Origin of the sequence: Psychroserpens jangbogonensis (assembly GCF_000797465.1) — a bacterium.
Classification (GTDB): Bacteria; Bacteroidota; Bacteroidia; order Flavobacteriales; family Flavobacteriaceae; genus Psychroserpens; species Psychroserpens jangbogonensis.
Genome location: NZ_JSWG01000009.1, coordinates 566,354 through 590,414, shown reverse-complemented (window position 1 = coordinate 590,414; position 24,061 = coordinate 566,354). Strand labels below are relative to the sequence as shown.

At 33.1% G+C, this 24,061-nt stretch carries 15 protein-coding genes and 1 tRNA gene; 8 read left to right on the top strand and 8 right to left on the bottom strand.

Features of this window, described 5'->3' with window-relative positions; genetic code table 11:
* Positions 1-2: 2 nt before the first annotated feature.
* The 5 genes from RH81_RS09715 to RH81_RS09695 form a co-directional block, all read right to left on the bottom strand.
* Positions 3-1,970, bottom strand: coding sequence for a glycoside hydrolase family 13 protein (locus tag RH81_RS09715; protein ID WP_033959989.1), 1,968 nt, complete (start codon positions 1,968-1,970; stop codon positions 3-5).
* 27 nt (positions 1,971-1,997) lie between these two features.
* Positions 1,998-4,304: a glycoside hydrolase family 65 protein gene (locus RH81_RS09710; RefSeq protein ID WP_033959987.1), complete on the bottom strand. Its 2,307-nt coding sequence runs from the start codon at positions 4,302-4,304 to the stop codon at positions 1,998-2,000.
* Positions 4,305-4,333: 29 nt separating this feature from the next.
* Complete coding sequence (gene pgmB / locus RH81_RS09705) at positions 4,334-5,008, bottom strand: beta-phosphoglucomutase (RefSeq protein WP_033960311.1); 675 nt, start codon at positions 5,006-5,008, stop codon at positions 4,334-4,336.
* Complete coding sequence (locus RH81_RS09700) at positions 5,001-6,386, bottom strand: MFS transporter (RefSeq protein WP_033959984.1); 1,386 nt, start codon at positions 6,384-6,386, stop codon at positions 5,001-5,003. Before RH81_RS09700 ends, pgmB begins: the two co-directional genes overlap by 8 nt.
* Positions 6,387-6,516: 130 nt before the next feature.
* The gene (locus RH81_RS09695; RefSeq protein ID WP_033959983.1) at positions 6,517-7,569 is read right to left on the bottom strand and encodes a LacI family DNA-binding transcriptional regulator; all 1,053 of its coding nucleotides are present in this window, start codon (positions 7,567-7,569) and stop codon (positions 6,517-6,519) included.
* Between the two features lie 339 nt (positions 7,570-7,908).
* Here RH81_RS09695 and RH81_RS09690 point away from each other — a divergent pair, with 339 nt between their 5' ends.
* From RH81_RS09690 to RH81_RS09675, 4 genes are all read left to right on the top strand, one after another.
* On the top strand, positions 7,909-10,995 hold the full coding sequence (locus tag RH81_RS09690; RefSeq protein ID WP_033959982.1) for a SusC/RagA family TonB-linked outer membrane protein: 3,087 nt from the start codon (positions 7,909-7,911) through the stop codon (positions 10,993-10,995).
* A 10-nt stretch (positions 10,996-11,005) separates the two neighbouring features.
* Positions 11,006-12,562 carry a RagB/SusD family nutrient uptake outer membrane protein gene (locus tag RH81_RS09685; protein WP_033959981.1) on the top strand — a complete coding sequence of 519 codons (1,557 nt, stop codon included), beginning with the start codon at positions 11,006-11,008 and terminating at the stop codon, positions 12,560-12,562.
* Positions 12,563-12,573: 11 nt separating this feature from the next.
* Positions 12,574-13,434, top strand: coding sequence for a SusE domain-containing protein (locus RH81_RS16510; protein ID WP_081988265.1), 861 nt, complete (start codon positions 12,574-12,576; stop codon positions 13,432-13,434).
* A gap of 79 nt (positions 13,435-13,513) precedes the next feature.
* Positions 13,514-16,381, top strand: coding sequence for an alpha-amylase family glycosyl hydrolase (locus RH81_RS09675; RefSeq protein WP_033959980.1), 2,868 nt, complete (start codon positions 13,514-13,516; stop codon positions 16,379-16,381).
* Positions 16,382-16,502: 121 nt separating this feature from the next.
* On the opposite strand, the gene RH81_RS09670 is transcribed toward RH81_RS09675, so the two are convergent.
* Positions 16,503-16,584 (bottom strand) — tRNA-Leu (locus tag RH81_RS09670).
* Between the two features lie 120 nt (positions 16,585-16,704).
* Between RH81_RS09670 and RH81_RS09665 the strand changes: the two genes are divergently transcribed.
* Complete coding sequence (locus tag RH81_RS09665; RefSeq protein ID WP_033959979.1) at positions 16,705-18,093, top strand: dipeptidase; 1,389 nt, start codon at positions 16,705-16,707, stop codon at positions 18,091-18,093.
* Positions 18,094-18,102: 9 nt separating this feature from the next.
* On the opposite strand, the gene RH81_RS09660 is transcribed toward RH81_RS09665, so the two are convergent.
* The gene (locus RH81_RS09660; protein ID WP_033959977.1) at positions 18,103-19,479 is read right to left on the bottom strand and encodes a M28 family peptidase; all 1,377 of its coding nucleotides are present in this window, start codon (positions 19,477-19,479) and stop codon (positions 18,103-18,105) included.
* Between the two features lie 125 nt (positions 19,480-19,604).
* Between RH81_RS09660 and RH81_RS09655 the strand changes: the two genes are divergently transcribed.
* The 3 genes from RH81_RS09655 (at position 19,605) to RH81_RS09645 (ending at position 23,640) form a co-directional block, all read left to right on the top strand.
* A complete protein-coding gene (locus RH81_RS09655) occupies positions 19,605-19,970 on the top strand; it encodes a BlaI/MecI/CopY family transcriptional regulator (protein ID WP_033959975.1) in 366 nt (121 codons plus the stop codon).
* Positions 19,971-20,116: 146 nt separating this feature from the next.
* Positions 20,117-22,345, top strand: coding sequence for a M56 family metallopeptidase (locus RH81_RS16505; protein ID WP_161791981.1), 2,229 nt, complete (start codon positions 20,117-20,119; stop codon positions 22,343-22,345).
* A 194-nt stretch (positions 22,346-22,539) separates the two neighbouring features.
* A complete protein-coding gene (locus tag RH81_RS09645) occupies positions 22,540-23,640 on the top strand; it encodes a DUF4407 domain-containing protein (protein WP_033959974.1) in 1,101 nt (366 codons plus the stop codon).
* Positions 23,641-23,643: 3 nt separating this feature from the next.
* On the opposite strand, the gene RH81_RS09640 is transcribed toward RH81_RS09645, so the two are convergent.
* The gene (locus tag RH81_RS09640) at positions 23,644-23,937 is read right to left on the bottom strand and encodes an STAS domain-containing protein (protein WP_033959973.1); all 294 of its coding nucleotides are present in this window, start codon (positions 23,935-23,937) and stop codon (positions 23,644-23,646) included.
* Between the last annotated feature and the right edge of the window lie 124 nt (positions 23,938-24,061).

Here is a 24,061-nt window from a genome sequence, read left to right as displayed (position 1 = left end):
AATTATTGTTTAGTGGACAAAAGAGTAACTCCTTTAGTGTTTAATTCTAATGTATTATTCCAAATAATAGTTTCTCCAGAAATAACATTTTTTAGTGTCTTACCATCTAAATCTATTTCAGTATAGCGCTCTAAATCAAGAGTTATAGGCTTATCGTTTTTATTTAGTATGAGCACTACCATTTCATCTTCGAAAGAACGTGCTAATACATAGGTACCATTAAATGGTGCAAAATGAATGGTTTTCCCTTCGTGAATGGCTTTACTGTTTTTTCGGTAATTAAGCAGTTTACTCATAAAAGACTGCATGTCTTTTTCATCAGTAGATAAACCTTCTCCTGTAAATGCACTTTTAGTATCTCCTTGCCAACCCCCTGGATAATCTGTTCGAATCAATCCATGGTCACCAGGTTTTTCAAAATCGTTCATCAAGATTTCTGTACCATAATACATCTGTAAAATCCTAGGCATAGTCGCATAGGTCGCTAAAGCCATTTTTGTGTTTGAAATATCACCTTTTAATTGTGTGAAAATGCGACTCATATCATGATTGTCTGGAAATACCATGATATCTTTCGGACTAGCATAATGGAAATCATTTGCCAATCCTTCGTATATTTTAACCAATCCTTTATCCCAAGATTCATCTTCATTAAGGGCTTCAGCAACTTTAACCTGCATCGCAAAATCCATTGTTGATTTTAAATTAGAATCGTAGCCGTCTTTGTTATTAGCACCATCTTGCCAATACCCAATAAGTAATGGATTATAACTCCATTCTTCGCCAACGATACTGAAATTAGGATATTCGGTCATTATTGCTCCAGCCCAATCACTCATAAAATCTTTATCAGGATATGGATAAGTATCTTGACGGATTCCATTTAATTGAGCAGTCTCAATCCACCAAATGCTATTTTGTATAATATACATAGCCATAAAAGTATTCCTCTGATTTAAATCTGGCATTGAAGCCACAAACCATCCTTGAGAATTACCATCGCTATCATATTTTGAAGCATAAGTATCCTGATTCGTCGTACGTCTATGATTAGAATTTATAGTCGTCGTCCAATCCCAATTATCAATATTTTTTTCATAGTTATCTTGAAGGTTTACCCAATTTTTAAAGGGTAAATCTTTCATCCACCAGTGTTCTAATCCGCAGTGATTAGCTACTTGATCCATCACAAGTTTCATCCCTTTTTCTTTTAACTTTAGAGATAAGTTTTGATACTCTTTTAAAGTTCCAAAACGAGGATCTATTTGATACAAATCTGTAATAGCATAACCATGATACGATCCTTCCTTCATATTGTTTGTTAGCATTGGCTGTGGCCAAACTGCAGTAAAGCCAAGGTCATGAATATAATCAAGATGCAGAGTTATGCCTTCAATATCGCCTCCATGACGAGCGTAATTATTAGTTCTATCAATTGTACGTTCTAGTAATTCTGGTTGACCTTCTATTGCTAAAGGTGAATCATTATTAGTATTTGCATTTGCAAAACGATCTGGAGTGATAAGATACAGTGCATCTGTACTATTAAAACCAACATAATCTTCAGCTGGCTTTAGCCGTTCTTTTAATTCATAAACATCAATTAATTCCTCTCCACTATCACTTTTGAAAAAAATATTGAATTTACCAACTGAGGCACTTTCAGAAATTTTTAAATCAATAAATAAGTAGTTGTTACTATTATCGCCTTTACTAACGTTCTCAATTGAAATACCATGGTATGAAATACTAGGTGTATAGTCTCCAATGTTATTATGTTTTACTAAAAGCTGAAGTTTATCATTTTGAAAACCTGTCCACCAATTTGGTGGTTCAATACGCTCAATATTACTTTGATTTATGAATTCAGATTGTTGTTTTTCAATACTAGAATTTTCTGAAGTATTCTCTTTACAAGACACACTTAAAACGACAAGACATGAGAAACATAAATAGATAAGTTTATTCATAATAACTAGTTTAAGTGTGTTCTATATTTATACGGTTACCAAATTATATGGACTAATAGCTATTGTTTTACCATTAACTAAAATTTCTAAATCTTGATCACCTTCAAGTTCAAAATGCGTCTGATCTTTACTAGCATTTACTTTTATGATTTGGTTTCTGAAATTCACTTTAAATGAAAACCCTTCCCATTGTTCTGGGATTTTAGGTTCGAATGATAGTTTATCATTTACAACACGCATTCCTCCAAATCCTTCAACGATACTCATCCATGTTCCTGCCATAGAAGTAATGTGTAAACCTTCTTCAACTTCATGATTATAATCATCTAAGTCAAGACGAGACGTACGTAAATAAAACTCGTAAGCTTGTTCCATTCGATCTAGTTTCGCTGCTTGAATACTATGTACACAAGGTGACAATGAACTTTCATGAACTGTAAACGGTTCATAAAAATCGAAATGACGTTCTAATTCTTCCGTAGAAAAATGATCCTCAAAGAAGTAGAATCCTTGCAATATATCTGCTTGCTTAATATAAGGCGAACGTAAAATGCGATCCCAAGACCATTTTTGGTTGATTGGTCGCTGTGATTTTGGTAAATCAGAAACTGAAATCAATTCTTTATCTAAGAAACCATCTTGCTGTAAATAAATATTTTGCTCGTCATCAAAAGGAAAATACATTTTATCTGCAACGTCTTTCCATTGTGACAATTCTGCTTTAGATAATTTAGCTTTATTCATAATTCTTATATAATCAGAACTATACTCCTTTTCAATTTTCTCAATGTTCTCTAAGGCATAATCAATACACCATTTTGCGATGTAATTTGTATACCAGTTATTGTTCACATTATTTTCATATTCGTTCGGACCAGTAACACCAAGAATTACATATTGTTTTTTTGCTATAGAATAATTAGCACGTTGATGCCAAAATCTCGCAATACCAATTAAAACTTCTAGTCCTTTTTGTGGAATATAACTGTAATCTCCTGTATAACGATGGTAATTATAAATAGCAAATGCTATAGCTCCATTACGATGAATTTCTTCAAATGTAATTTCCCATTCATTATGACATTCCTCACCATTCATTGTTACCATTGGATACAAAGCTGCTCCATTTGAAAAACCTAATTTCTCTGCATTTTCAATTGCTTTTTCTAGGTGGTGAAATCTATATTCCAAAAGGCTTTTTGCAACATTCTGATCTTTTGTTGCCATATAAAAAGGTATGCAATACGCTTCGGTATCCCAATAGGTACTTCCTCCATATTTCTCACCTGTGAATCCTTTCGGACCAATATTCAATCTAGCATCAGTACCAAGATAAGTTTGGTTTAAGTGAAAGATATTAAAGCGTATCCCTTGTTGAGCAGCGACATCACCTTCAATTGTGATATCTGCCATATCCCAAATTTTTGCCCAAGCTTGTTTTTGCTTGTCTAATAAAGCATCAAAACCAAGTTCTGAAACTTTATTTAATGTTTTCTTAGCTTCCGAAACCAACTCATTTTTGTCATGGTTTCTATCTGAAATATAACCACCAAATTTTGTTAGTGTGATAGTATCTCCTTTTTTTACATGATTTTGATAGGTAAACGAAATTTTATCTATAGAATCATTAACTGTTTTGTCTTGTTTTAAAACAGTTCCATTTAATGACACTTGAGTTTGCATGGATGTACACACATAAAAATGTGTTTTCATTGTTTTAGAGACGATAAATGCCTGCTCATGCTCATGATTTACACTAAGTACATTCCAAAATTTATCATCCCAATTTGAATCTTCATTGGTAATCTCATTATCTAAATAAGGAGAAAAATCAATTTGAGTATCATTATTTAAAGGTGTTACATTGTATTCTATAGCACCAATCTCATCGAGGTCTAAACTTAAAAAACGTTTGGTCTCCACTTTGACTTCGATAAAATTTTGAAGCGTGGCAATAAAACTTCTAGACAGCCAACCTTCTTTCATGTTGAGTTCTCTTCTGAAGTTTTCTACTTTATTACATTTAGCTAAGTCTAATATTTCTCCATTTATTGAAACGTTAATTCCAATCCAATTTGGAGCATTTAATACTTTTGCAAAATATTCTGGATATCCGTTTTTCCACCAACCTACTCTGGTTTTATCTGGATAGTACACTCCTGCCACATAACTTCCTTGAAATGTTTCACCTGAGTAATGCTCTTCAAAATTAGCACGTTGTCCCATTGCTCCATTTCCTAAACTCATTAAGCTTTCTGAGGACTTTACATGTTTTGGATCGAAACCCTCTTCTATGATTGACCAGTTATCTGGTTGTATATAATTATTATTCATTATGAATCAGTTGTTGATTGATGAATCACTTATTGTTGTTTATTTATTTGTCCTGAAATAATTTGCTCTATAAATTCTTGAGACATTTCAGTGAAATCTTTAAAAATAAAATCAGCTTCATGTAATACTGATTTTTCACCAATACCTATTGATATCATATTGGCAATATTTGCAGCCTGAACTCCAGCAACTGAATCTTCAAAAACGATACAGTCTTCGGGATTCATTTCTAGAAGCTTTGCTCCTATTAAAAACACTTCTGGATCTGGCTTAGCTTTCGACACATCATTTCCATCAACAATAGCATCAAATTTCTCTAAAAGGTGAACCTTTTTTAAAATTGGCGTTGCATTTTTACTTGCAGAACCCAACGCGATACCTTGTTTACTATTAATAAGAAAGTCTAAAACTTTTGTTACATCTGGAAGTATTTCCGAAGCATCCATTTTACTTATATAACTTAAATAGTTTTCATTTTTTTTAGACATAAGATTTGTAAAATCTTCATCTGAGAGGGTTTTATTTCCCCATTCTAAAATTTTCTCCAATGAACGAACTCGGCTTACACCTTTAAGTTGTTCATTTTGAACTTCGGAAAAATCTATACCAATGCTATTGGCTAGTCTCTTCCAGGCTAAAAAGTGATACTTAGCAGTATCAACGATAACTCCATCTAAGTCAAATATGAATCCTTTTTTATGCATTATTTTCAGATAATTCGGGTTGATAAGAAATTGCATTTTTATTTGTAATTAGTAAATTACAAAGTCCTGCTATTATTAAACTAATTCCTGCTACAGTCATAGCATTAATAGATTCTTCACCCAAAAGACTAGAAACAAAATTAATACCTCCAAGCGCTGCAATAATTTGAGGAATTACAATGAACATATTGAAGATTCCCATAAACATTCCCATTTTATTTGGATCTACAGAACTAGACAACATTGCATAAGGCATAGAAAGTATACTTCCCCAAGAAAAACCAATAAGCACAAAACACCATTTTAGATTTTCAGGAGTAGCAAAATACATCAGTATGAAACCAAGGCCTCCAAGCATTAATGAAAACATGTGTACATACTTTCTATTGACATTTCTTTTCGAAGTATACAATACAAGTAATAGCGCAAAAACCATTGATGACAACCCGTAAACTCCCATTGCTGAACCTACCAAATTTGAAGATTTTTGAAATGCTGTATTAGCCACATCAAACGCTTCAGCTTGAACCACATTAGTCATATCATAAATTGATTGAACTGGAGCAGGTGTATTAAACACATGTTCTGTTAATGCTGGATTAGCCAAACTCCACATTGTGAAAAATGCAAACCATGAGAAAAATTGAATAACACCCAATTTCTTCATCGTGAGAGGCATATTTCCAATATTATTTAATATGTCTGGAATGAATTGATTTTTCTTAGCTTTTTCTCTTTTAAACTCTTCCATATCCTCTGGCGGGTATTCCGAAGTAGTAAAAATGGTATATAAAATACTGATCAAAAAGACAAATGCGCCAATAGCAAAAGCAACTTTTACCGAATCTGGTATTACTCCAGAAGCAGCAGAATCACTAATTCCCATTTCAGATACCATCCAAGGCAAATTACTTGCGATCCATGTACCAATACCTATAATTAATGTTTGAACCACAAAACCATATGTTCTCTGAGACTCAGTAAGCTTATCTGCTACCAAAGCCCTAAATGGTTCCATAGAAATATTGATGGACGCGTCTAAGATCCAAAGGAAACCTGCGGCAATCCATAGTGCAGGAGAATAGGGAACAAAAAATAGAGCTATCGAACTCAAGATTGCTCCTATTAAAAAATAAGGTCGTCGTCGTCCTAATCTAGAATGCCAAGTTCGGTCACTCATATAGCCAATAATAGGCTGTACAAGCAAACCTGTTAAAGGTGCAGCAATCCAAAGTAATGGAATAGAGTGTTCATCTGCTCCGAGTGTTTGAAATATTCGAGACATAAAGCCTCCTTGTAATGCAAAACCGAATTGTATTCCCAAGAAACCAAAACTCATGTTCCAGATTTCCCAAAAACTAAGGGCGCGCTTTTTCATAATAGTATGTTTAAATTAATACTATTGACAAGCGATAAAACTTATCAAAACTTAAATGTAGAAGTGAAAATATAAGTTTTGATTTGGTTGTAAATATAGTAAAGTTTTTAAATATTCAATATTAAATCTATTATTTGGTTGATTCTCTTTCGATCAAATCAGTCTCAATAATAACCGTTTCGTAGATTTCTTCTTCCTCTTCATCAGTTTCTTCTAATTCTAATCTATTGATTAATAAATCAGCAGCTTTTTCTCCAATTTGTTGTCCATGTTGACTCACTGTAGTTAAACTAGGAGTTGAGTGCTTAGAAAGCACACCATCAGTAAAACTAACTACTTGAAGAGATTTCGGGATCTCTAATCCGAGTTTCCTTGCTACTTTAATTGCTGTTACTGCATACAGTTCATTAACAGCAAAAACACCGTCAATTGATTTGTTTGATTTAAACAATTGTTCGATTTCCTTCTCTAGGATATCCAAATGATCATCTGAAAGTAGTTTATCTTCAATTTTTAAAATCAAAGAGGATTTAGGGTGGATTTTATGATCTTCTAGAGCTTCTAAATATCCTTGCGTTCTAAGTTTCCCAACGCTCACATAGTCTTTAGTTGTAATAATCGCTATGTTTTTACAACCAGTCGATATTAATTTTTCTACCGCTTTTTTTGCACCATTAATATCATCTACAATTACTTTATCACAAGGTATTTCATTAACAACGCGATCAAACATAACGATTGGCATGCCTTGATTAATAGTTTCTGTAAAATGATGGTAATCTTGTTGTTGCAAAGTTTCTTTGGCAATAGACAAAATAAAACCATCTATACTGCCATTTGCTAACATTTGCATGTTAATCACCTCTTTATCGAATGACTCATTTGATAGCCCAACAATAACATTATATCCACGCTTATTTGCCACCAGTTCTATACCTGTAATTACCTTTGAAAAGAAATGATGAACAATTTCGGGTATAATAATACCAATAGTTTTCGTTTTTCTGTTTTTAAGACTTAATGCAATATTATTCGGTCTATAGTTATATAGTTTAGCGAACGCCTGTACTTTTTGTCTTGTATCTTCACTAATTTCAATACTGTTTCTAAGCGCTTTGGAAACTGTAGATATAGAGACATCTAATTCTTTAGCGATTTGTTTTAGCGTTACTTTTCTTCTCATGTTAAAGGGATATAACCAAGATTCAATGTTGTAAAAACCATCAAATTTTAGAATAAGATTAGAGTTGACTTTTTGGGTATTTTTTCTTATTTTTAAAGAAAAAAGTTTGCTCCTATATTTCTTAATATGGCAATAAAGATATTATTTTATTGTAAAATCTATAATTATAGGTCATTTATTATTGATTTCTGTTAATTTAAAAAAAGTTCTTAACACGAAAACGTTTTCGCTAGGTAAATACAATCTGATAATTCAGTATTTACTCAAATTTTACATAATTTTAACGTAGAAGTGAAAATATAAACAACAAACTAACTGAAATTAACTTAAAAATAGTGTATGAAAACATTTTTAAATAGCTTGCTATTACTCGCTTTTTTGTTACCTATGTCCTTATTGGCACAAACCACGGTAACAGGAACGGTAATAGACCAAGCTGATGCATCTCCCCTGCCAGGTGTCAATATCCTAGTCAAGGGTACAACAACTGGAGCTTCAACAGACTTTGATGGTCTTTACAGCATCAAAGTTAATCAAGGAGATATCCTAGTATTCTCGTACTTAGGGTATATTACTCAGGAAATCACTTACTCAGGTCAATCTCCATTAGATGTATCTTTATTAGAAGATACTGCTCAACTTGATGAAATTGTAATTATTGGATATGGATCTGTAAAAAAAGAAGATGCTACAGGATCTGTTGACGTAGTTTCTTCAAAAGACTTTAACCAAGGAGCAATTGTATCTACAGACCAATTATTAAATGGTAAAGCTGCAGGTGTAAGAATAACGAACTCCGGTGGATCGCCTGATTCAGCACCAAACATTAGAATTCGTGGTGGCTCGTCTCTTAACGCACAAAACAATCCATTAATTGTAATTGATGGTGTTCCAATTGGGAACGATAATCCTGCAGGAGTTTCAAACCCATTAAACTTAGTAAATCCAAATGATATTGAAAGTTTTTCTATATTGAAAGATGCCTCTGCAACAGCAATATATGGATCTAGAGCTTCCAATGGTGTTATCATCATTACCACTAAAAAAGGTACTTCTGGAGAAGTTAAATTCAACTTTTCTTCTGATATATCAGTAAGTAAAGTGGGTGATGGCTTAGACTTTATGAATGGAAATGAATATGTTAGATTTATTCAAGAATTCCATCCAACTCGTGCTGACCAATTAGGTGTTCCTCTAGGCTCTGTTGTAACAAACGAACCAATTGCTCAAATTATAAATGGAAGAGCAATCTATGATACTGATTGGAATGATGCTATTGTAAGAACAGCTTTTACATCAAATTCTAACTTTAGTGCAAGAGCTAACTTATTTGAAAAAATCCCCTTTAGAGCTTCTATAGGTTATACAAATGCAGAAGGTGTAGTTAAAAATGATGATTACGAAAGAATCTCTGCTTCTTTAAAATTAACTCCAACATTATTGGATGACAATCTTAAAATAGATTTTAATGCTAAAGCAATCTTTGCTGAAAAGAATGCTATAGATGCAGGTGGAGCAATTGGAGAAGCTGCTCAATTTGATCCTACAAAACCTGTATATGACAATTCACCAGGTAATAGATTTGGGGGATACTATTTAACTACTTTTGATGACAATAACACTTTCCGTAGAATAGTTCAATCAAATCCGGTAGCAAGATTAGAGCAACGTGATCGTCCAGAAAAAGTATTTCGTTTTTTAGGTAATGTTGAATTTGATTACAAAATGCCATTTCTTCCAGAATTGAAAGCTGTAGTGAATTTAGGCTTAGATGCTTCTCAAGCAAAAATTGAGGAAAGTTTTAGTGAGAATTCTTTTGAAACTTATAGATTTGATGCCAACAACAGTGACATTAACTCAAACTATTTATTTAATCCGGGAGTAAACTATAGAGAACGTCAGCATATTACAAATACCACTTTAGATGCCTACTTACAGTATTCTAAAAATATAGATGAAGGTTTTGTTGACAAATATGATGTTCAAGCTGGTTATTCATACCAAAATTTCAAGAACGATGGCAATCAAGATCGTTTTCAATACAATCAAGATTCAGGTGTAAGGGAAGATGCTATTAACCCAGCAAATCCAAATAATAGATATTATAATGTATTAAACTTACAATCGTATTTCGCTAGAGCTAATGTTAGCATCTTAGAAAGATATTTATTTACTGTTTCATTTAGAGCTGATGGATCTTCACTATTTACAGAAGATAATCGTTGGGGTTATTTCCCATCTGCGGCTTTGGCATGGCAGATTAATGAGGAGTCATTTTTAGAAAACTCTAAATTCATAAATTCATTAAAGTTACGTTTAGGATGGGGTGAAACTGGACAACAAGATATTACAGGCACCGTTGGTTTTTATCCATCGATTCCATTATTCTTAGCTGGAGATGCAAATAGTCAATATTTCCCTAATTCCTCTTTATATTCAGCACAACCTTTTAATCCTAACTTAACTTGGGAGAAAACAACAACCTATAACTTAGGACTTGACTTTACGCTTTTTGAAAATAGAATTGTTTCTGGATCTTTTGATATATACAAAAGAAACACAACAGATTTATTAGCACAAACACCTGTGCCTCCAGGACAAGCACTTACTAATGCATTTATTGATAACGTAGGTGAAACTGAAAGTGAAGGTTTTGAATTAAACTTAAATATAGACCCAATTAGAAATGATAATTTCAGATTCAATATTGGTGCAAACATCTCATATAATAAAACAGAAGTAACTGATTTAAATGGTTTAACTGATATTAATGCAGGTGGAGGTCTAAGAGGAACTGGTTCTAGTTTATTACGTCATGCAGTAGGAGAACAAGCAGGAAGTGCTTTTGTTTTCAAACAAGTTTATGACGCTAATGGCAATCCTATTCCAAATGCCTTTGTTGACCTTAATGGTGACAATCAAATTACTGATGATGATCGTTATTATGCTCAAATCACACCAAACTGGACATATGGTTTCAGTTTAAATTTCGATTATAAGAACTGGGATTTAAGCACTAGTTTTAGAGGGCAAATTGGAGGTAACGTCTATAACTTTGCTCAATTGAATTATGGATTCACAGATAGTGCAATCGCTAATAGCCAAAATAGTCTTACTAATGTACTTAACTTTTATGATGGCTCAGCAAATCCAGTTTTTGGAGATGTAGGTGTAGTGAATGGTAATGGTCAGTTTTCTGATCACTACTTAGAAGATGCTTCGTTCTTAAGATGTGATAATATTGCATTAGGACATAGATTTGATAATATGATAAAAAAGGGAACTGTTAGGTTTTACGCAGCCGTAACAAATCCTTTTCTTATAACTGATTATTCAGGGCAAGACCCTGAAAACTTTGGAGGAATTGATCGTAATTTCTATCCAAGACCTACTGTTTATACTTTAGGAATTAACTTAGATTTTTAAAAAAACAACTATGAAAAAAACAGTTTTAATTTTACTATTATGTATTTCAGCACTAGGTATTAATTCCTGTACTGATGACCTAAATACAGCTCCTATTACTGAGCTTACTTTAGAGGAGCTTTTAGCTTCAGACCCTAATGCGGTTGAAGGTTTAGTTTCTAGACTATATGCTTCGTTTGCATTAACGGGACCTAGTGGTCCAGGAAGTTCTGATATTGTAAGTCCAGATGCTGGTGAAGGAGCGTTTTTGAGAGCTATCATTAACTTACAAGACTTCACAAGTGATGCCATGAAAAACCGTTGGGGAGATGATGGTTTAGACCAATTAACAACAACATCTAATTGGGATAGGAACAATAAGTTCTTCAGATTATTTTATGACAGAGCTTATTACACCATTCCACAATGTAATAACTTCTTACAGATTTTAGAAATTGCAGATTTTCCAGATGAAGAAAACATTGTTGCTGAAACACGATTTTTAAGAGCTTTAGCTTATTACAACCTTATAGATGTATTTGGTAAAGGAGTACTCGCTACTGAAGAAAACTTTGGTCAGTCTGAAGCACTTCCAGAAGCAACACGTCAGCAGTTATTTGATTACGTAGAATCAGAATTATTAGCAATCGAACCTATTATATCTACAACGTCTAGCTATGGTAGAGCAAATAGATATGTTGTAGACATGTTATTAGCTAAATTATACATGAATGCCGAAGTTTATACTGGTGTTGCAGAAATGGATAAAGCTGCAGTTTATGTTAATAAAATTATTAATGAAGGTGGATATGCTTTAGAACCTAACTTTATTAGATTATTTTCTTCTGATAACGAAGGATCTTCAGAAATTATCTTTCCGTTATTAGCAGAATCACTTACTAGTCAAAGTTTTGGTAATACAACATATATTGTAAACGGAAATTTAAGTTCTGACACGATGCCTCTGGCTCAGTTTGGAGCAACTGAAGGTTGGACTGGCCACAGGGCAACGTCTGCTTGGTATGGTTTATTCGGTGCTAATGAAACAGATTTAGCAGCATCTAACGACGTAAGAGCTAGTTTATTTTGGACAAGCGGCCACAGTTATGAAATGACTGATTACAGAGAATGGACTAACGGATATCCAGCTACTAAATTTAGAAATACATCTTCAGATGGTTCAGGTAATCCAGTAGCTTTTTCTGGTACAGATTTTCCTTTTTACAGATTTGCAGATGTTTATCTAATGTACGCTGAACTTGCCATTAATGGAGCAGAAGGAACATCTATGAGTGATGCTCTTGGATATGTAAATGATGTTAGGGACAGATCAAATGCTGATTTAATTTCTATGGGAGATTTAACTGAAGATTTCATTATAGATGAACGCGGAAGAGAATTAAACCTAGAAGGTCACAGAAGATCAGATTTAATTCGTTTCAACAGATTTACTGGCGGAAATTACAACTGGCCTTGGAAAGGTGGAACTGCAAATGGAAGCTCAATTCCAGATGCGTATAAACTATTTCCAATACCAGCAACTGCTTTACAAGCAAACCCTAATTTAACACAAAACCCAGGATTTTAATAAATAATAACATGATGAAAAATTTAAAATTTTTAGTATTAACGTTTATAGCTGTATTTGCTTTCACAGCTTGTCAAGAAGACGACGATTTAGAGTTTGTAGCAACGGAAGCAACAGACTTAGTATTTAGTACAACATTCTTAAGCAACTATGTTTTAAACTCTTCTGTGAGTGGCAATCTAGCTGAACGTTTTACTTGGAACAACGCAGACTTTGGTGTTGAAACTAACATAACATATAGTTTACAAGCTGCTACTTTAGAAGATTTTAGCGATTACCTCTCTGGTGATGCTTTATACAATTTAGGAAACACTACTGGGAATGAAATGCCTGTAACCATAGGTCAAATGATTGACCTAGCAGAAGCGGCAGGATTAGATAATAATCCAGCAACGGAAGCATCTAATATTGGATCTGTTTATTTCAGATTAATGGCTGTAGTAGGTGATGAAGGTTTACCAACATTATCTGCTGTTCAAGCATTGAATGTTGAACTTCAAGAACAAACAGATGTTGAAGAAGGTGGTGATTGTGAATTTGATATCCTTTATGCTGTTGGTGCTGGTTTACCAACTGCCGGATGGGATTGGGCAACTCCTGTTGAACTTGCATGTACTAGTGATGGTGTTTGGTCTGGGAATGTTGAATTCACTTCTGAGGGTGATGCTAACTTCAGATTCTTTACCGTAAGTGGTGATTGGGCTACTGGAAGAAACTATCCTTATTACGTAGATGCAGGATATGCAATTGATAGTGATTTTATACAGAATGATAATCCTGATGATGGTGATTTTAACTTCAAGTTTATTGGGACATCTGGTACCTATTTTTTAACCATAAATACAAATACACTAGAGATTACTTTAGACTAATCCACAATTTAGCTTTAATAATAAATAATACAAAAGGCTATGATGTTTTTACAACATAGCCTTTTTTAAAATACTAGGTATGAAAAAAGTTTTACTCTTATTATTATTAATATCTTTTAATATAAACGCACAGGTATCATTAAATGTTGGTGCAATTGAGGTTGATCAACCTGTAACCATTACACTTGATATTAACAACACCACAGACACAAACTGTAATGGATTTACTAATCCAAACAAAGTATATATGCACTCCGGAATTGGTGATAATGCAGACGCTTTTGGTTTTAATGTTATAGGTAATTGGGGACAAGATGATGGTGTTGGTCAAATGACAAATGAAGGTGGTGGACTATATAGTATTACGATTACACCTCAAAACTATTATGCTATTACTCAACCGCAAGCAGATGCTGCAACTCAATTAGGAATTGTATTCAGAAATGAAGATGGCACTCAAGAATTAAAAGATGATGGATGTAATGATTTTATATTTCCAGTAGGTACGGTAAATGTAACTATTATGCAACCATCAAGTTCTCCCGTTGTGATAAACTCTGGAGATGATTTAACTATTAATGCACTTATAGCTTTCCAAGGATCAACTACAGTAATGGGAAGTTTCGAAATATTCTATAATAATGTCTCCGTAGACACAGGAACTTGTGGTTTTCCTACATGTAGTAGTACTATTCAAAATATTACTGAAAGTGGTATCGTTCGTGTTGTTGGATCTCCAACTAGTACAACCGATACTGGAGAAGCTAGCTTTGAGGTTTTTGTAGTAACTACAGTTACAGAACAAGCGCTTCCTGCAGGTGTTGAAGATGGTATTAATTATAGCTCAGATCCAACAAGAGCAACTTTAGTATTAACAGCTCCTGGAAAAGAATTTATACAAATAGCTGGCAGTTTTAATAACTATACACCTACTAATGCTGACGTTATGAAACGTGATCCTAGCACAGGAAAATATTGGTTAGAACTAACTGGTTTAACATCGGGTCAAATAGAAACCTATCAATATTGGGTTTTTGACACTAATCCTATTACAGATTCTCCTGGATTAGTAAAAACTTCTGACCCATTTTCTACCTTAGTATTATCGCCTTTTGATGATCCATATATTCCAAGTAATAGTTACCCTAATTTACCCGTATATCCTGCTGGTCAAGAACGCGAGGTAACAGTTTTGCAAACAGGTCAAACCCCTTACCCTTGGCAAGTAACAAATTTCACAAAACCAAAAAAGGAAGATTTAATAGTTTACGAAGTTTTAATAAGAGATTTTGATGCTGATAGAAATTATCAAAACCTAATTGATCGTATAGACTACTTTAAAAATCTTAATGTTAATGCAATACAATTAATGCCAGTAATGGAGTATGAAGGCAATGAAAGTTGGGGATACAATACAGCATTCCACATGGCATTAGATAAATACTATGGTACAGAAGATAAATTTAAAGAATTTGTAGACCTATGCCACCAAAATGGAATAGCTGTCATTCTTGATATTGCTTTAAATCATGCTTTCGGAAGAAATCCTATGGCACGCATGTGGATGGACGATCCAGATGGTGATGGTTGGGGTGGACCAAGTAGTGATAACCCCTATTTTAATGAAGTCCCACAACATAGTTATAATGTAGGATCTGATTTTAATCATCAAAGTAGTTTAACTCAAGAATACACAAGACGTGTCGTTAAACATTGGATTGAAGACTTTAAAATTGATGGATTCCGTTGGGATTTAACTAAAGGGTTTACTCAAAATTGTGAAAACAATGAAGGATGTACTAATAGTTACCAACAAGATCGTGTAGATATATTAAAAGCTTATGCAGATTATTCTTGGTCATTAGATAACAATCATTACGTGATTTTTGAACACTTAGGGTCAGAAAATGAAGAAAAAGAATGGGCTAACCATCGTTATAGTGAAGGAAAAGGTGTTATGATGTGGGGAAAAATGACTGACCCATACAACCAACTTACAATGGGCTTTAATTCTAACAATGACATTAATGGTGTAGGTCACAAATCTCGTTCTCAATTTCAAGGACCAAGACTTATGGGATACACTGAAAGTCATGATGAAGAACGTTTAATGTATAAAAATGTTACATTCGGAAACCAATCAAATGGGTCTCATAATGTTAGAGATTTAAATACTGCACTTTCAAGAATGTCAGCATTAGGTGCCGTTTCTATAACAGTTCCAGGGCCAAAAATGTTATGGCATTTTGCTCCTTTAGGTATGGATAATTCATTATTTACATGTCCCGACGGAAGTGTTGATGATGATGGATGTAAACTAGATACAAAACCTCAACCACAATGGGTAGACAACTGGTTAGGCAATTCGAATAGAAAACAAATTTATGATGATTGGGCTAGATTAATTGAACTAAAAATTAATGAACCAGTTTTTGAAGGTGATTATGCTATTACTTCAGGTAGTCTAACTCCAAGAATTGACATTTTCGACGCTAGTGTTCCAAGTGGTGAAATACAAAATGTTATTGTATTAGCTAACTTTGATGTTGTTTCACGAACGATCAACACAAACTTTCCTACAGGAGGTAACTGGTATGATTTAATGGATGAGACAGGCAATACAACCTTTAGTGCATCAACAATTAATATTCCAGCTGGTCAGTTTAGAATCTTTGGTAATCTTCCTTCTACCTTAGGTAATGAAGGGTTTACTGCAGATGAATCTTTTAGTATTTATCCTAACCCAGTAAACGATTCTTTTAAAACGAATAAAGCTTTAGAGAACTTGCAAATATTTGATATCACTGGAAAATTAGTAAAATCATTTAATGGTGAGTTTACTAGAAACGATACTTATGATATTTCAGATTTGACGCCAAGTCTTTATCTAGTTAAGATAGAAAATAAAAATGGTCAAACTTTGACTTCAAAAATTTTAAAACTTTAAATTGATTTTATAGCAATTTGAATTAGCCTGAAAAAAGCTTTCCATATTTATTGGAAAGCTTTTTTATTTAAATAATATCCAAAAAAAAGTCAACTCTAAAGAGTTGACTTTTAAAACTATGTACAGGCGGAGAGACTCGAACTCTCACACCTCGCGGCACTAGATCCTAAGTCTAGCGTGTCTACCAATTCCACCACGCCTGCAACTTTCCAATTAATATTGGGATGCAAATATAAACAATACTTTCAATATTCAAATAACTTTAATTGCGAAAAAATCATCTTCATTTTCGTATTTTTGAAAGAATCTAAAAATAGTTACCCATGCAACACATTCAATCGTATATAAAAGACCATAAAGACCGGTTTCTAAATGAACTAATCGACCTCCTTAAAATACCTTCAGTTAGTGCAGATCCAGCATTTAAAGATCATGTATTTAAAACTGCAGATGTCATTAAAGAAAGTCTATTAAAAGCTGGCTGTGATCATGTGGAAATTTGCGAAACGGATGGCTTCCCAATTGTTTATGGTGAAAAAATGATTGATGAAAATCTTCCGACTGTATTGGTTTACGGACATTATGACGTTCAACCAGCCGATCCATTAGAATTATGGGATTCGCCACCTTATGAACCGGTTATCAAAAAAACTGATATTCACCCGGAAGGCGCAATTTTTGCTCGTGGTGCGTGTGATGACAAAGGACAAATGTACATGCATGTTAAAGCCATGGAGTTTATGACTGAAACTGACCAATTGCCCTGTAATGTGAAGTTTATGATTGAAGGTGAGGAAGAAGTTGGAAGTGTGAACCTTTCTAAATTTGTAAAAAACAACCAGGAAAAACTTAAAAATGATGTAATCTTAATTTCTGACACTGGAATGATTGCACAAGATGTACCATCAATTACCACTGGGTTAAGAGGTTTAAGTTATGTTGAAGTTGAAGTGACAGGACCAAATAGAGACCTGCATTCTGGTTTATATGGAGGCGCTGTAGCAAACCCAATAAATATTCTTACAAAAATGATTGCGTCACTACATGATGAAAACAATCACATTACAATTCCTGGTTTTTATGATAAAGTAGAAGATCTCTCTGATGAAGAAAGAGCAGAAATGGCTAAGGCTCCTTTCTCATTAGAAGGTTACCAAAAATCAATAGACATTGATTCTGTTTATGGCGAAAAAGGTTACACAACCAACGAACGAAATTCTATAAGACCAACACTTGATGTAAATGGAATTTGGGGAGGATATATAGGTGAAGGTGCAAAAACCGTTATTGCTAGTAAGGCCTATGCAAAAATATCTATGCGATTAGTACCTAATCAAGAATGGGAAGAGATTACAGAATTATTTACAGTTCATTTTGAAAGCATTGCTCCCGCTGGTGTACGAGTCAAGGTAAAGCCTCATCATGGTGGACAAGGTTATGTAACTCCTATTGATAGTATTGGATATAAAGCTGCATCAATGGCTTATCAAGATACATTTGGTAAAACACCAATCCCACAACGTAGTGGAGGAAGTATTCCTATAGTATCACTTTTTGAACAAGAATTAAAAAGTAAAACCATTTTAATGGGATTCGGATTAAATAGTGATGCCATTCATTCTCCTAACGAACATTTTGGAGTATGGAACTATTTTAAAGGGATAGAAACTATTCCGTTATTTTATAAATACTTTACAGAGTTAAAGAAATAGCTAGTAAGACTATTCTTTTACAATTTTATAGGTTCCTGTTTTTTCAGAAGATGACACTTTTAAGAAATAAACACCTCGAGGTAAATTTTTCATATTTAATGAAATTACTTCGTTGGTAATACTCTTTTGTAATACTAATTTTCCAGACACATCAAATAAGTCTAAAGCAATAGATTCGGTATTATTAGTGATTTCAATATTAAGATTTGTCTTTACAGGATTAGGAAAGACTTTAATTTCTGACGCTAAGAAATCATCTAGACCTAATGTATCAAATACGATACATTCACTTAATTCTGTACAAGTCCCTGAAGTAATTTCAACAGCATAATTCCCACTTACCGAAGGTATATAAGATTGTGATGTGGCACCAGAAATCGAAGAACTTGTATCACAATTTATCCATTGGTATGATGCAGAAGCTTGATTTGCAGTTAATGTTGTAACCGTCTGACTAACACCATTATCAACATTTACTAATCCTCCAACAGTTGCCATATAAGCGGTTGTTAGCTTCGTCAACTCATGAAAATAAGGTAAATCAATAGTGCTAAAACGATCTCCAGATGAATGATAAAAAGGAGTTTGATCATTGGTTTCCCATGATTCCCCTAACAAAACTGCAGAATAATCATTAGCCCAAAAACTAGAATGATCACTTGAAAAAGTTCCGGGATTTACCACAATAACACTCAAGTCGAAAGTATAACTATTTAACACTGCAACAATATCGTCTTTCATATCGATAGAACCAGCAAAATCTCTAATATCAATATCAAATTGATTATCGCCTGCAGTTCCTGGAGCATCACCATCATATCCCATCATATCTAAATTTAAAACACCTAAAATATTGTCACCATTACCAGCAGCTTGTGCAGCATAAAATGATGACCCATTTAGTCCAGTTTCTTCTTCATCCCACAAAGCATAAACTATTGTATTATCTAAACACTGAGTTGAAAGGATTCTTGCGGCTTCCAAAACAGCAGCTGTACCTGTTGCGTTATCATCTGCGCAATAATCTGCTACAGAATCATAATGCGCACAAATAATATAAATATTGTTTGGATTGGTCTTACCTAGTTGCGTTGCAATTATATTTCTCCCATTAGAATCAAACTGTTGATCATTTATAGTGATATTGTCCAATTCCTCAAGCTTTTGAACTAAATAGTCACCAGCTAATTCATTATTTGCTTGTTGTCTATTCGTTATTGTAACTGTATTTTCATCAACAACAGTTGTTATTTCTCCAGTAAATTCTCTTAGTGTAAGTGATAAATTGTCTAAATCAACCGCATCAATAATATCTTGAATGGATTGCGCATAGGAACTAAACACACATAAAAAAAAGCATATAATAGTAGATCTAAAAGTATTCATTGTGGGCAATTTTTCTTTTAATTTTTACCAAATATAGTGGATTTTAACAAAATAAGAGTTGGTGTAATTTGGAAATTAGCTTTTTTGTTCTACATTTGTAGAATTAACTCTAAACATGTAGAAGAATGCAATTGTCAAAAACGGAAGAACAACTCATGCAACATTTGTGGAAATTAGAAAAGGCATTCATGAAAGATTTACTTGTCGCCTACCCAGAACCAAAACCAGCGACAACAACTGTGGCCACGCTCTTAAAACGCATGATAGATAAAGGTTTTGTAGCATACAAACTCTACGGGAAATCTAGAGAATACATACCATTGGTTAAGAAAAAAGATTACTTCTCAAAGCATATGAATTCATTAATAAAGACATTTTTTGACGATAGTGCAAGTCAATTTGCATCATTCTTTACTAAAGAAACGAATTTGACTAAAGAAGAATTAGAAGATTTAAAAGCCTTAATAGATAACGAAATTAAAAATAAGTAATCATGTTGATTTATCTTTTAAAGTCCAGCGCTTGTCTTGCGATCTTTATGATCTTCTATAAATTGATCTTAGAAAAAACAAGCGCTCATAAACTCAAACGCCTATATCTATTAAGCGCTCTAGGATTAGCCTTTGTTATTCCTTTTATGACTTTCATAGAGTATGTAGAACCCGTTATTTCAGAATTACAATTGGTATCGACGACTAATGACTTAATGATTAGTGATACTGCTATAATAGAAGAAAAAGTAAATTATTTACCCATTATATTATATTTGATTTATGCTATAGGCGCTTTGTTTTTTTTAATTAAGTTTTGTGTCAACTTAACTCAAATCATTTCCAGAATTAAGCGCAGCCCTAAATTTAATTCTAATCCATTTATAAATGTTTTAGTAAAAAACTTAGCAGTACCTCATACGTTTTTCAATTACATCTTTTTGAATAAACATAAGTTTGAAACTAATGACATTCCTACTGAAGTCATTTTACATGAACAGACACATGCAAAACAAAAGCATAGTCTTGATATCATTATTTTAGAACTTCTACAAATTGCATTCTGGTTTAATCCTTTAATTTATTTCATCAAAAAAGACATAAAACTAAATCACGAATTTCTAGCAGATTCTGCTGTTTTAAAAAATGGCATTCAGCCGTCAACCTATCAAAATATCATATTGGCTTTCTCATCAAAAGCGACTAATCATCAATTGGCAAACGCCATTAATTATTCATCTATCAAAAAACGATTTACAGTTATGAACACAAGAACATCAAAAACATCAGTTTGGTTTAGAAGTCTTTTACTTTTTCCTTTAATTGCATTCACGCTATACGGTTTCAGCGAAAAAATAGAAATTGAAAAAGAAACTACTTTAGAAAATTCATTAGAAGAGTCAGTTAATAATGCAAAGACGGACAAAGCGGCTTATTATAAGTATGTCACATTCATGTTTAAGGACACAAACGGAAAAGTAATTGCAACTAAAAGCTATTATGAATTAACTCAAGAAGAGAAGGACAGGTTGCTTCCACTTAATGGACAAATTAAAAGAAAATCACCTACCCAATCTGATTTAAACCGTTGGAAAGATTCTAAAACTTATGGTGTTTGGTATGGCGACAAACAAATAAGTAATAGTTCACTAGACACATTCTCACCATCTGACTTTAGTTTATTTAACGAAAGTAAACTAGAAAAAAATGCTGTAGACTACGGCAAATATTTCCATCAAGTAAACCTATATTCTAACATGTACTTTAATGAGCAGCATAAAAACAATGCAGCATATCTAAGTAAAAACACTGTTATTACAATTATTCAAAACGACACACAAAAAACAGCATCTTCTAAAGAAGTTTCAGAGTACAACAAACTTGCAAAACAGTACAATGCACAACCAAAAGACAAACGTATTATAAAACTTAAGGACATCAAGCGTCTTGAAACACTTTATGGTTTAATGAGTGTAGAACAAAAGAAAAACGCTCAACCTTTTCCAGAATGTCCACCTCAACCTCCTGCTCCACCTAAAGTAAAAAAGGATAATCATACCAAAACTGGATTTATTAAAATTAATGGTGCTGCGCACTATTTTGTAAAGAACGATAACAGCACTAAGTATTATAACCGAAAAGGTTTTGAAGTATCGAAATCCGGAAAGGTTCTAAGTGATTCACAAATAAACGCATCAGATGTTATTCCTGGTCAATACATTACTAAAGTGTATTCCAATGACGAAGTCGTTGTAGAGTTTAAAAAAAACAAACAAAATCAAGAGGGAGTATTAAACATACCACCACCTCCAAAAGAACCAAAAGAACCAAAAGCTCCGAAAGAACCAAAAACTCCGAAAGTTGAGAAAGCTCCGAAAGTTGAGAAAGCTCCGAAGACCGAAAAAGGTTCAAAAGAAAAGAAAAAAATAAAAACTGAAAAGAAAACAAAGACCAAGTCAATTCAAGATAAAAAAGCACCTGTACCAACAGCAAATTCAACTGGAGATCATATTGTAGACATGGCTAAAAAAAATGCAGAGTTTTATTATCAAGGAAGAGTCATTTCTTCAGATAGAGCCATCAGACTTTATAAAAAAAACAATACGCTTAATTTTGTTACTAAAAATAATGAAACAAATAAGCCCAAAGTTTTTCTAAGTACAGGACCCAAAATAAACGATGATAGAGTACAAAAAGATCTTCCAAAACCAAATCGTGGAAATATTATAAGTCATGTAAAGGTTATGAATAGACATGGTGCAAAGTTCTTTATAGAACAAAAAGAGGTGACTTTTAAAGACGCCTTAAAACATCTACGACATAACAAAGATTCAGACTTAATAACTTCATATGAATCTAACAATGTTATCATTTAACCTAGACCAAAATTAGTTGGTGTTTTAGGTAAAAGGATCTCTGATTAAAATTTCATTAGTCAGATTACAAAAATTGTAAGGCCTTTCTAACAAAATCAGAAGATTTGAGTTGGAAAGGTCTTTTTCTTCATAAAAAGTGTAACATCTGAGGCTTTTTTGCGTTCTAATAGACAATCAATCAAAATCAAATCATTATGCTTAAAAAATTCTTCATCATCTGTTCAGGTTCTGATACAGACATTCTAGAAAATTGCTCTATTGGCGAACAAAACAAATTTGCTGGCATTGGCGCCACAGTATTTTTTACTGCTGTAATGGCATTTATTGCTTGTAGCTATGCATTATATACTGTTTTTGACAATCTTTATGCAGCTATAGGTTTTGGTTTTGTTTGGGGATTATTAATCTTTAATTTAGATCGTTTTATTGTGTCAACAATTAAAAAACGTGACAATATAATTGATGAAATCATACAAGCGTCACCAAGATTAATCTTAGCAGTGATAATTGCTGTTGTGATTTCAAAACCTTTAGAATTAAAGATTTTCGAGAAGGAAATCAATCAGGTCCTTTTAGAACAAAAGAACGATTTAACTCTAGCAAATAAGACCCAAATCGCACAACAATTCACTCCAAATGTTCTAGCACTTGAAGATGATGCAAAAGCATTACAATCTCAAATAAACACTAAAGAAACTGAAGTTAATGCACTTTACGACACTTACATTTCAGAAGCTGAGGGAACTGCAGGCACGCAACTTTTAGGAAAAGGTCCTGTGTACAAAGAAAAACGAGAAAAACACGATGCCGCTTTAGCAGAATTACAACAACTCAAAGCAGATAATAAAGCAAAAATTGCATCTGTTGAAAATCAGATAGTGCAATTAAAAACAGATTATGACACTCAAGTTGTAACGTCACAGCCTATTATTGATGGTTTTGATGGTTTAATGGCTCGTGTTAATGCTTTAGGTGAATTACCTTGGTTACCATCACTTTTTATTTTACTGTTGTTTTTGGCTATTGAAACGTCACCTATATTCGCGAAACTTTTATCTCCTAAGGGAGAATATGATTATAAGTTAGAAGATGCAGAAACTGCTGTTAAAACTTGGGTAGAGCAGAAAGTAAACGAGCGTAAAGTTCTTTTAAAAACTGATCAAACACTCAATAATAAAATTTACAACGATATTGCTGAAGAGGATGAGCTCTATGCTTATAAACGCAAAAAAGCTAGGGAATTAATGCAACTGCAGGCAGATGCCTTTTTTAATCATCAAAAAAATGCTTTGTAGTTACTAAGCTGCTGTTGTTTCTTGTTCTTTATTTTTAAAATGGTTAAACACCTCTTGGCATCCTAACCCAATTATTGATAAACGCTTTTGTTTTAAAATCGATTCATTGTGTAATTGTGCAATTGCAGTAACACCATGTCTATCTATACTTTTTAAATCTTCAATACTAATAGTAATTGCATTAGCTTTATCAAAAATGTTTCTGAATTTACTTTTAAACAGGTGAATGTTGTGCCTATCTAAAGACCCTTTTACTTTAAAAAAGTTGTTTGAGAAGTGTGTAATTTCTAAGTTCATAATAATAGCATTATAAGGTTAATTTTACTGTAAATTTTGGCGCTATAATCAATGATTTGTGATATAAATATGCGACAATCTAAACAGCTTATGCTATTTACTCGACTAAATGTATAATTGGTAA

What these genes read in the sequence shown, in the direction of transcription:
- RH81_RS09690 (WP_033959982.1), top strand. Translation starts at nt 7,909, where the DNA reads ATGAAAACATTTTTAAATAGCTTGCTATTACTCGCTTTTTTGTTACCT.
- RH81_RS09640 (WP_033959973.1), bottom strand. Translation starts at nt 23,937, where the DNA reads ATGAACTTAGAAATTACACACTTCTCAAACAACTTTTTTAAAGTAAAA.
- RH81_RS09685 (WP_033959981.1), top strand. Translation starts at nt 11,006, where the DNA reads ATGAAAAAAACAGTTTTAATTTTACTATTATGTATTTCAGCACTAGGT.
- RH81_RS09660 (WP_033959977.1), bottom strand. Translation starts at nt 19,479, where the DNA reads ATGAATACTTTTAGATCTACTATTATATGCTTTTTTTTATGTGTGTTT.
- RH81_RS09655 (WP_033959975.1), top strand. Translation starts at nt 19,605, where the DNA reads ATGCAATTGTCAAAAACGGAAGAACAACTCATGCAACATTTGTGGAAA.
- RH81_RS16510 (WP_081988265.1), top strand. Translation starts at nt 12,574, where the DNA reads ATGATGAAAAATTTAAAATTTTTAGTATTAACGTTTATAGCTGTATTT.
- RH81_RS09665 (WP_033959979.1), top strand. Translation starts at nt 16,705, where the DNA reads ATGCAACACATTCAATCGTATATAAAAGACCATAAAGACCGGTTTCTA.
- pgmB (WP_033960311.1), bottom strand. Translation starts at nt 5,008, where the DNA reads ATGCATAAAAAAGGATTCATATTTGACTTAGATGGAGTTATCGTTGAT.
- RH81_RS09675 (WP_033959980.1), top strand. Translation starts at nt 13,514, where the DNA reads ATGAAAAAAGTTTTACTCTTATTATTATTAATATCTTTTAATATAAAC.
- RH81_RS16505 (WP_161791981.1), top strand. Translation starts at nt 20,117, where the DNA reads ATGACTTTCATAGAGTATGTAGAACCCGTTATTTCAGAATTACAATTG.
- RH81_RS09710 (WP_033959987.1), bottom strand. Translation starts at nt 4,304, where the DNA reads ATGAATAATAATTATATACAACCAGATAACTGGTCAATCATAGAAGAG.
- RH81_RS09715 (WP_033959989.1), bottom strand. Translation starts at nt 1,970, where the DNA reads ATGAATAAACTTATCTATTTATGTTTCTCATGTCTTGTCGTTTTAAGT.
- RH81_RS09645 (WP_033959974.1), top strand. Translation starts at nt 22,540, where the DNA reads ATGCTTAAAAAATTCTTCATCATCTGTTCAGGTTCTGATACAGACATT.
- RH81_RS09695 (WP_033959983.1), bottom strand. Translation starts at nt 7,569, where the DNA reads ATGAGAAGAAAAGTAACGCTAAAACAAATCGCTAAAGAATTAGATGTC.
- RH81_RS09700 (WP_033959984.1), bottom strand. Translation starts at nt 6,386, where the DNA reads ATGAAAAAGCGCGCCCTTAGTTTTTGGGAAATCTGGAACATGAGTTTT.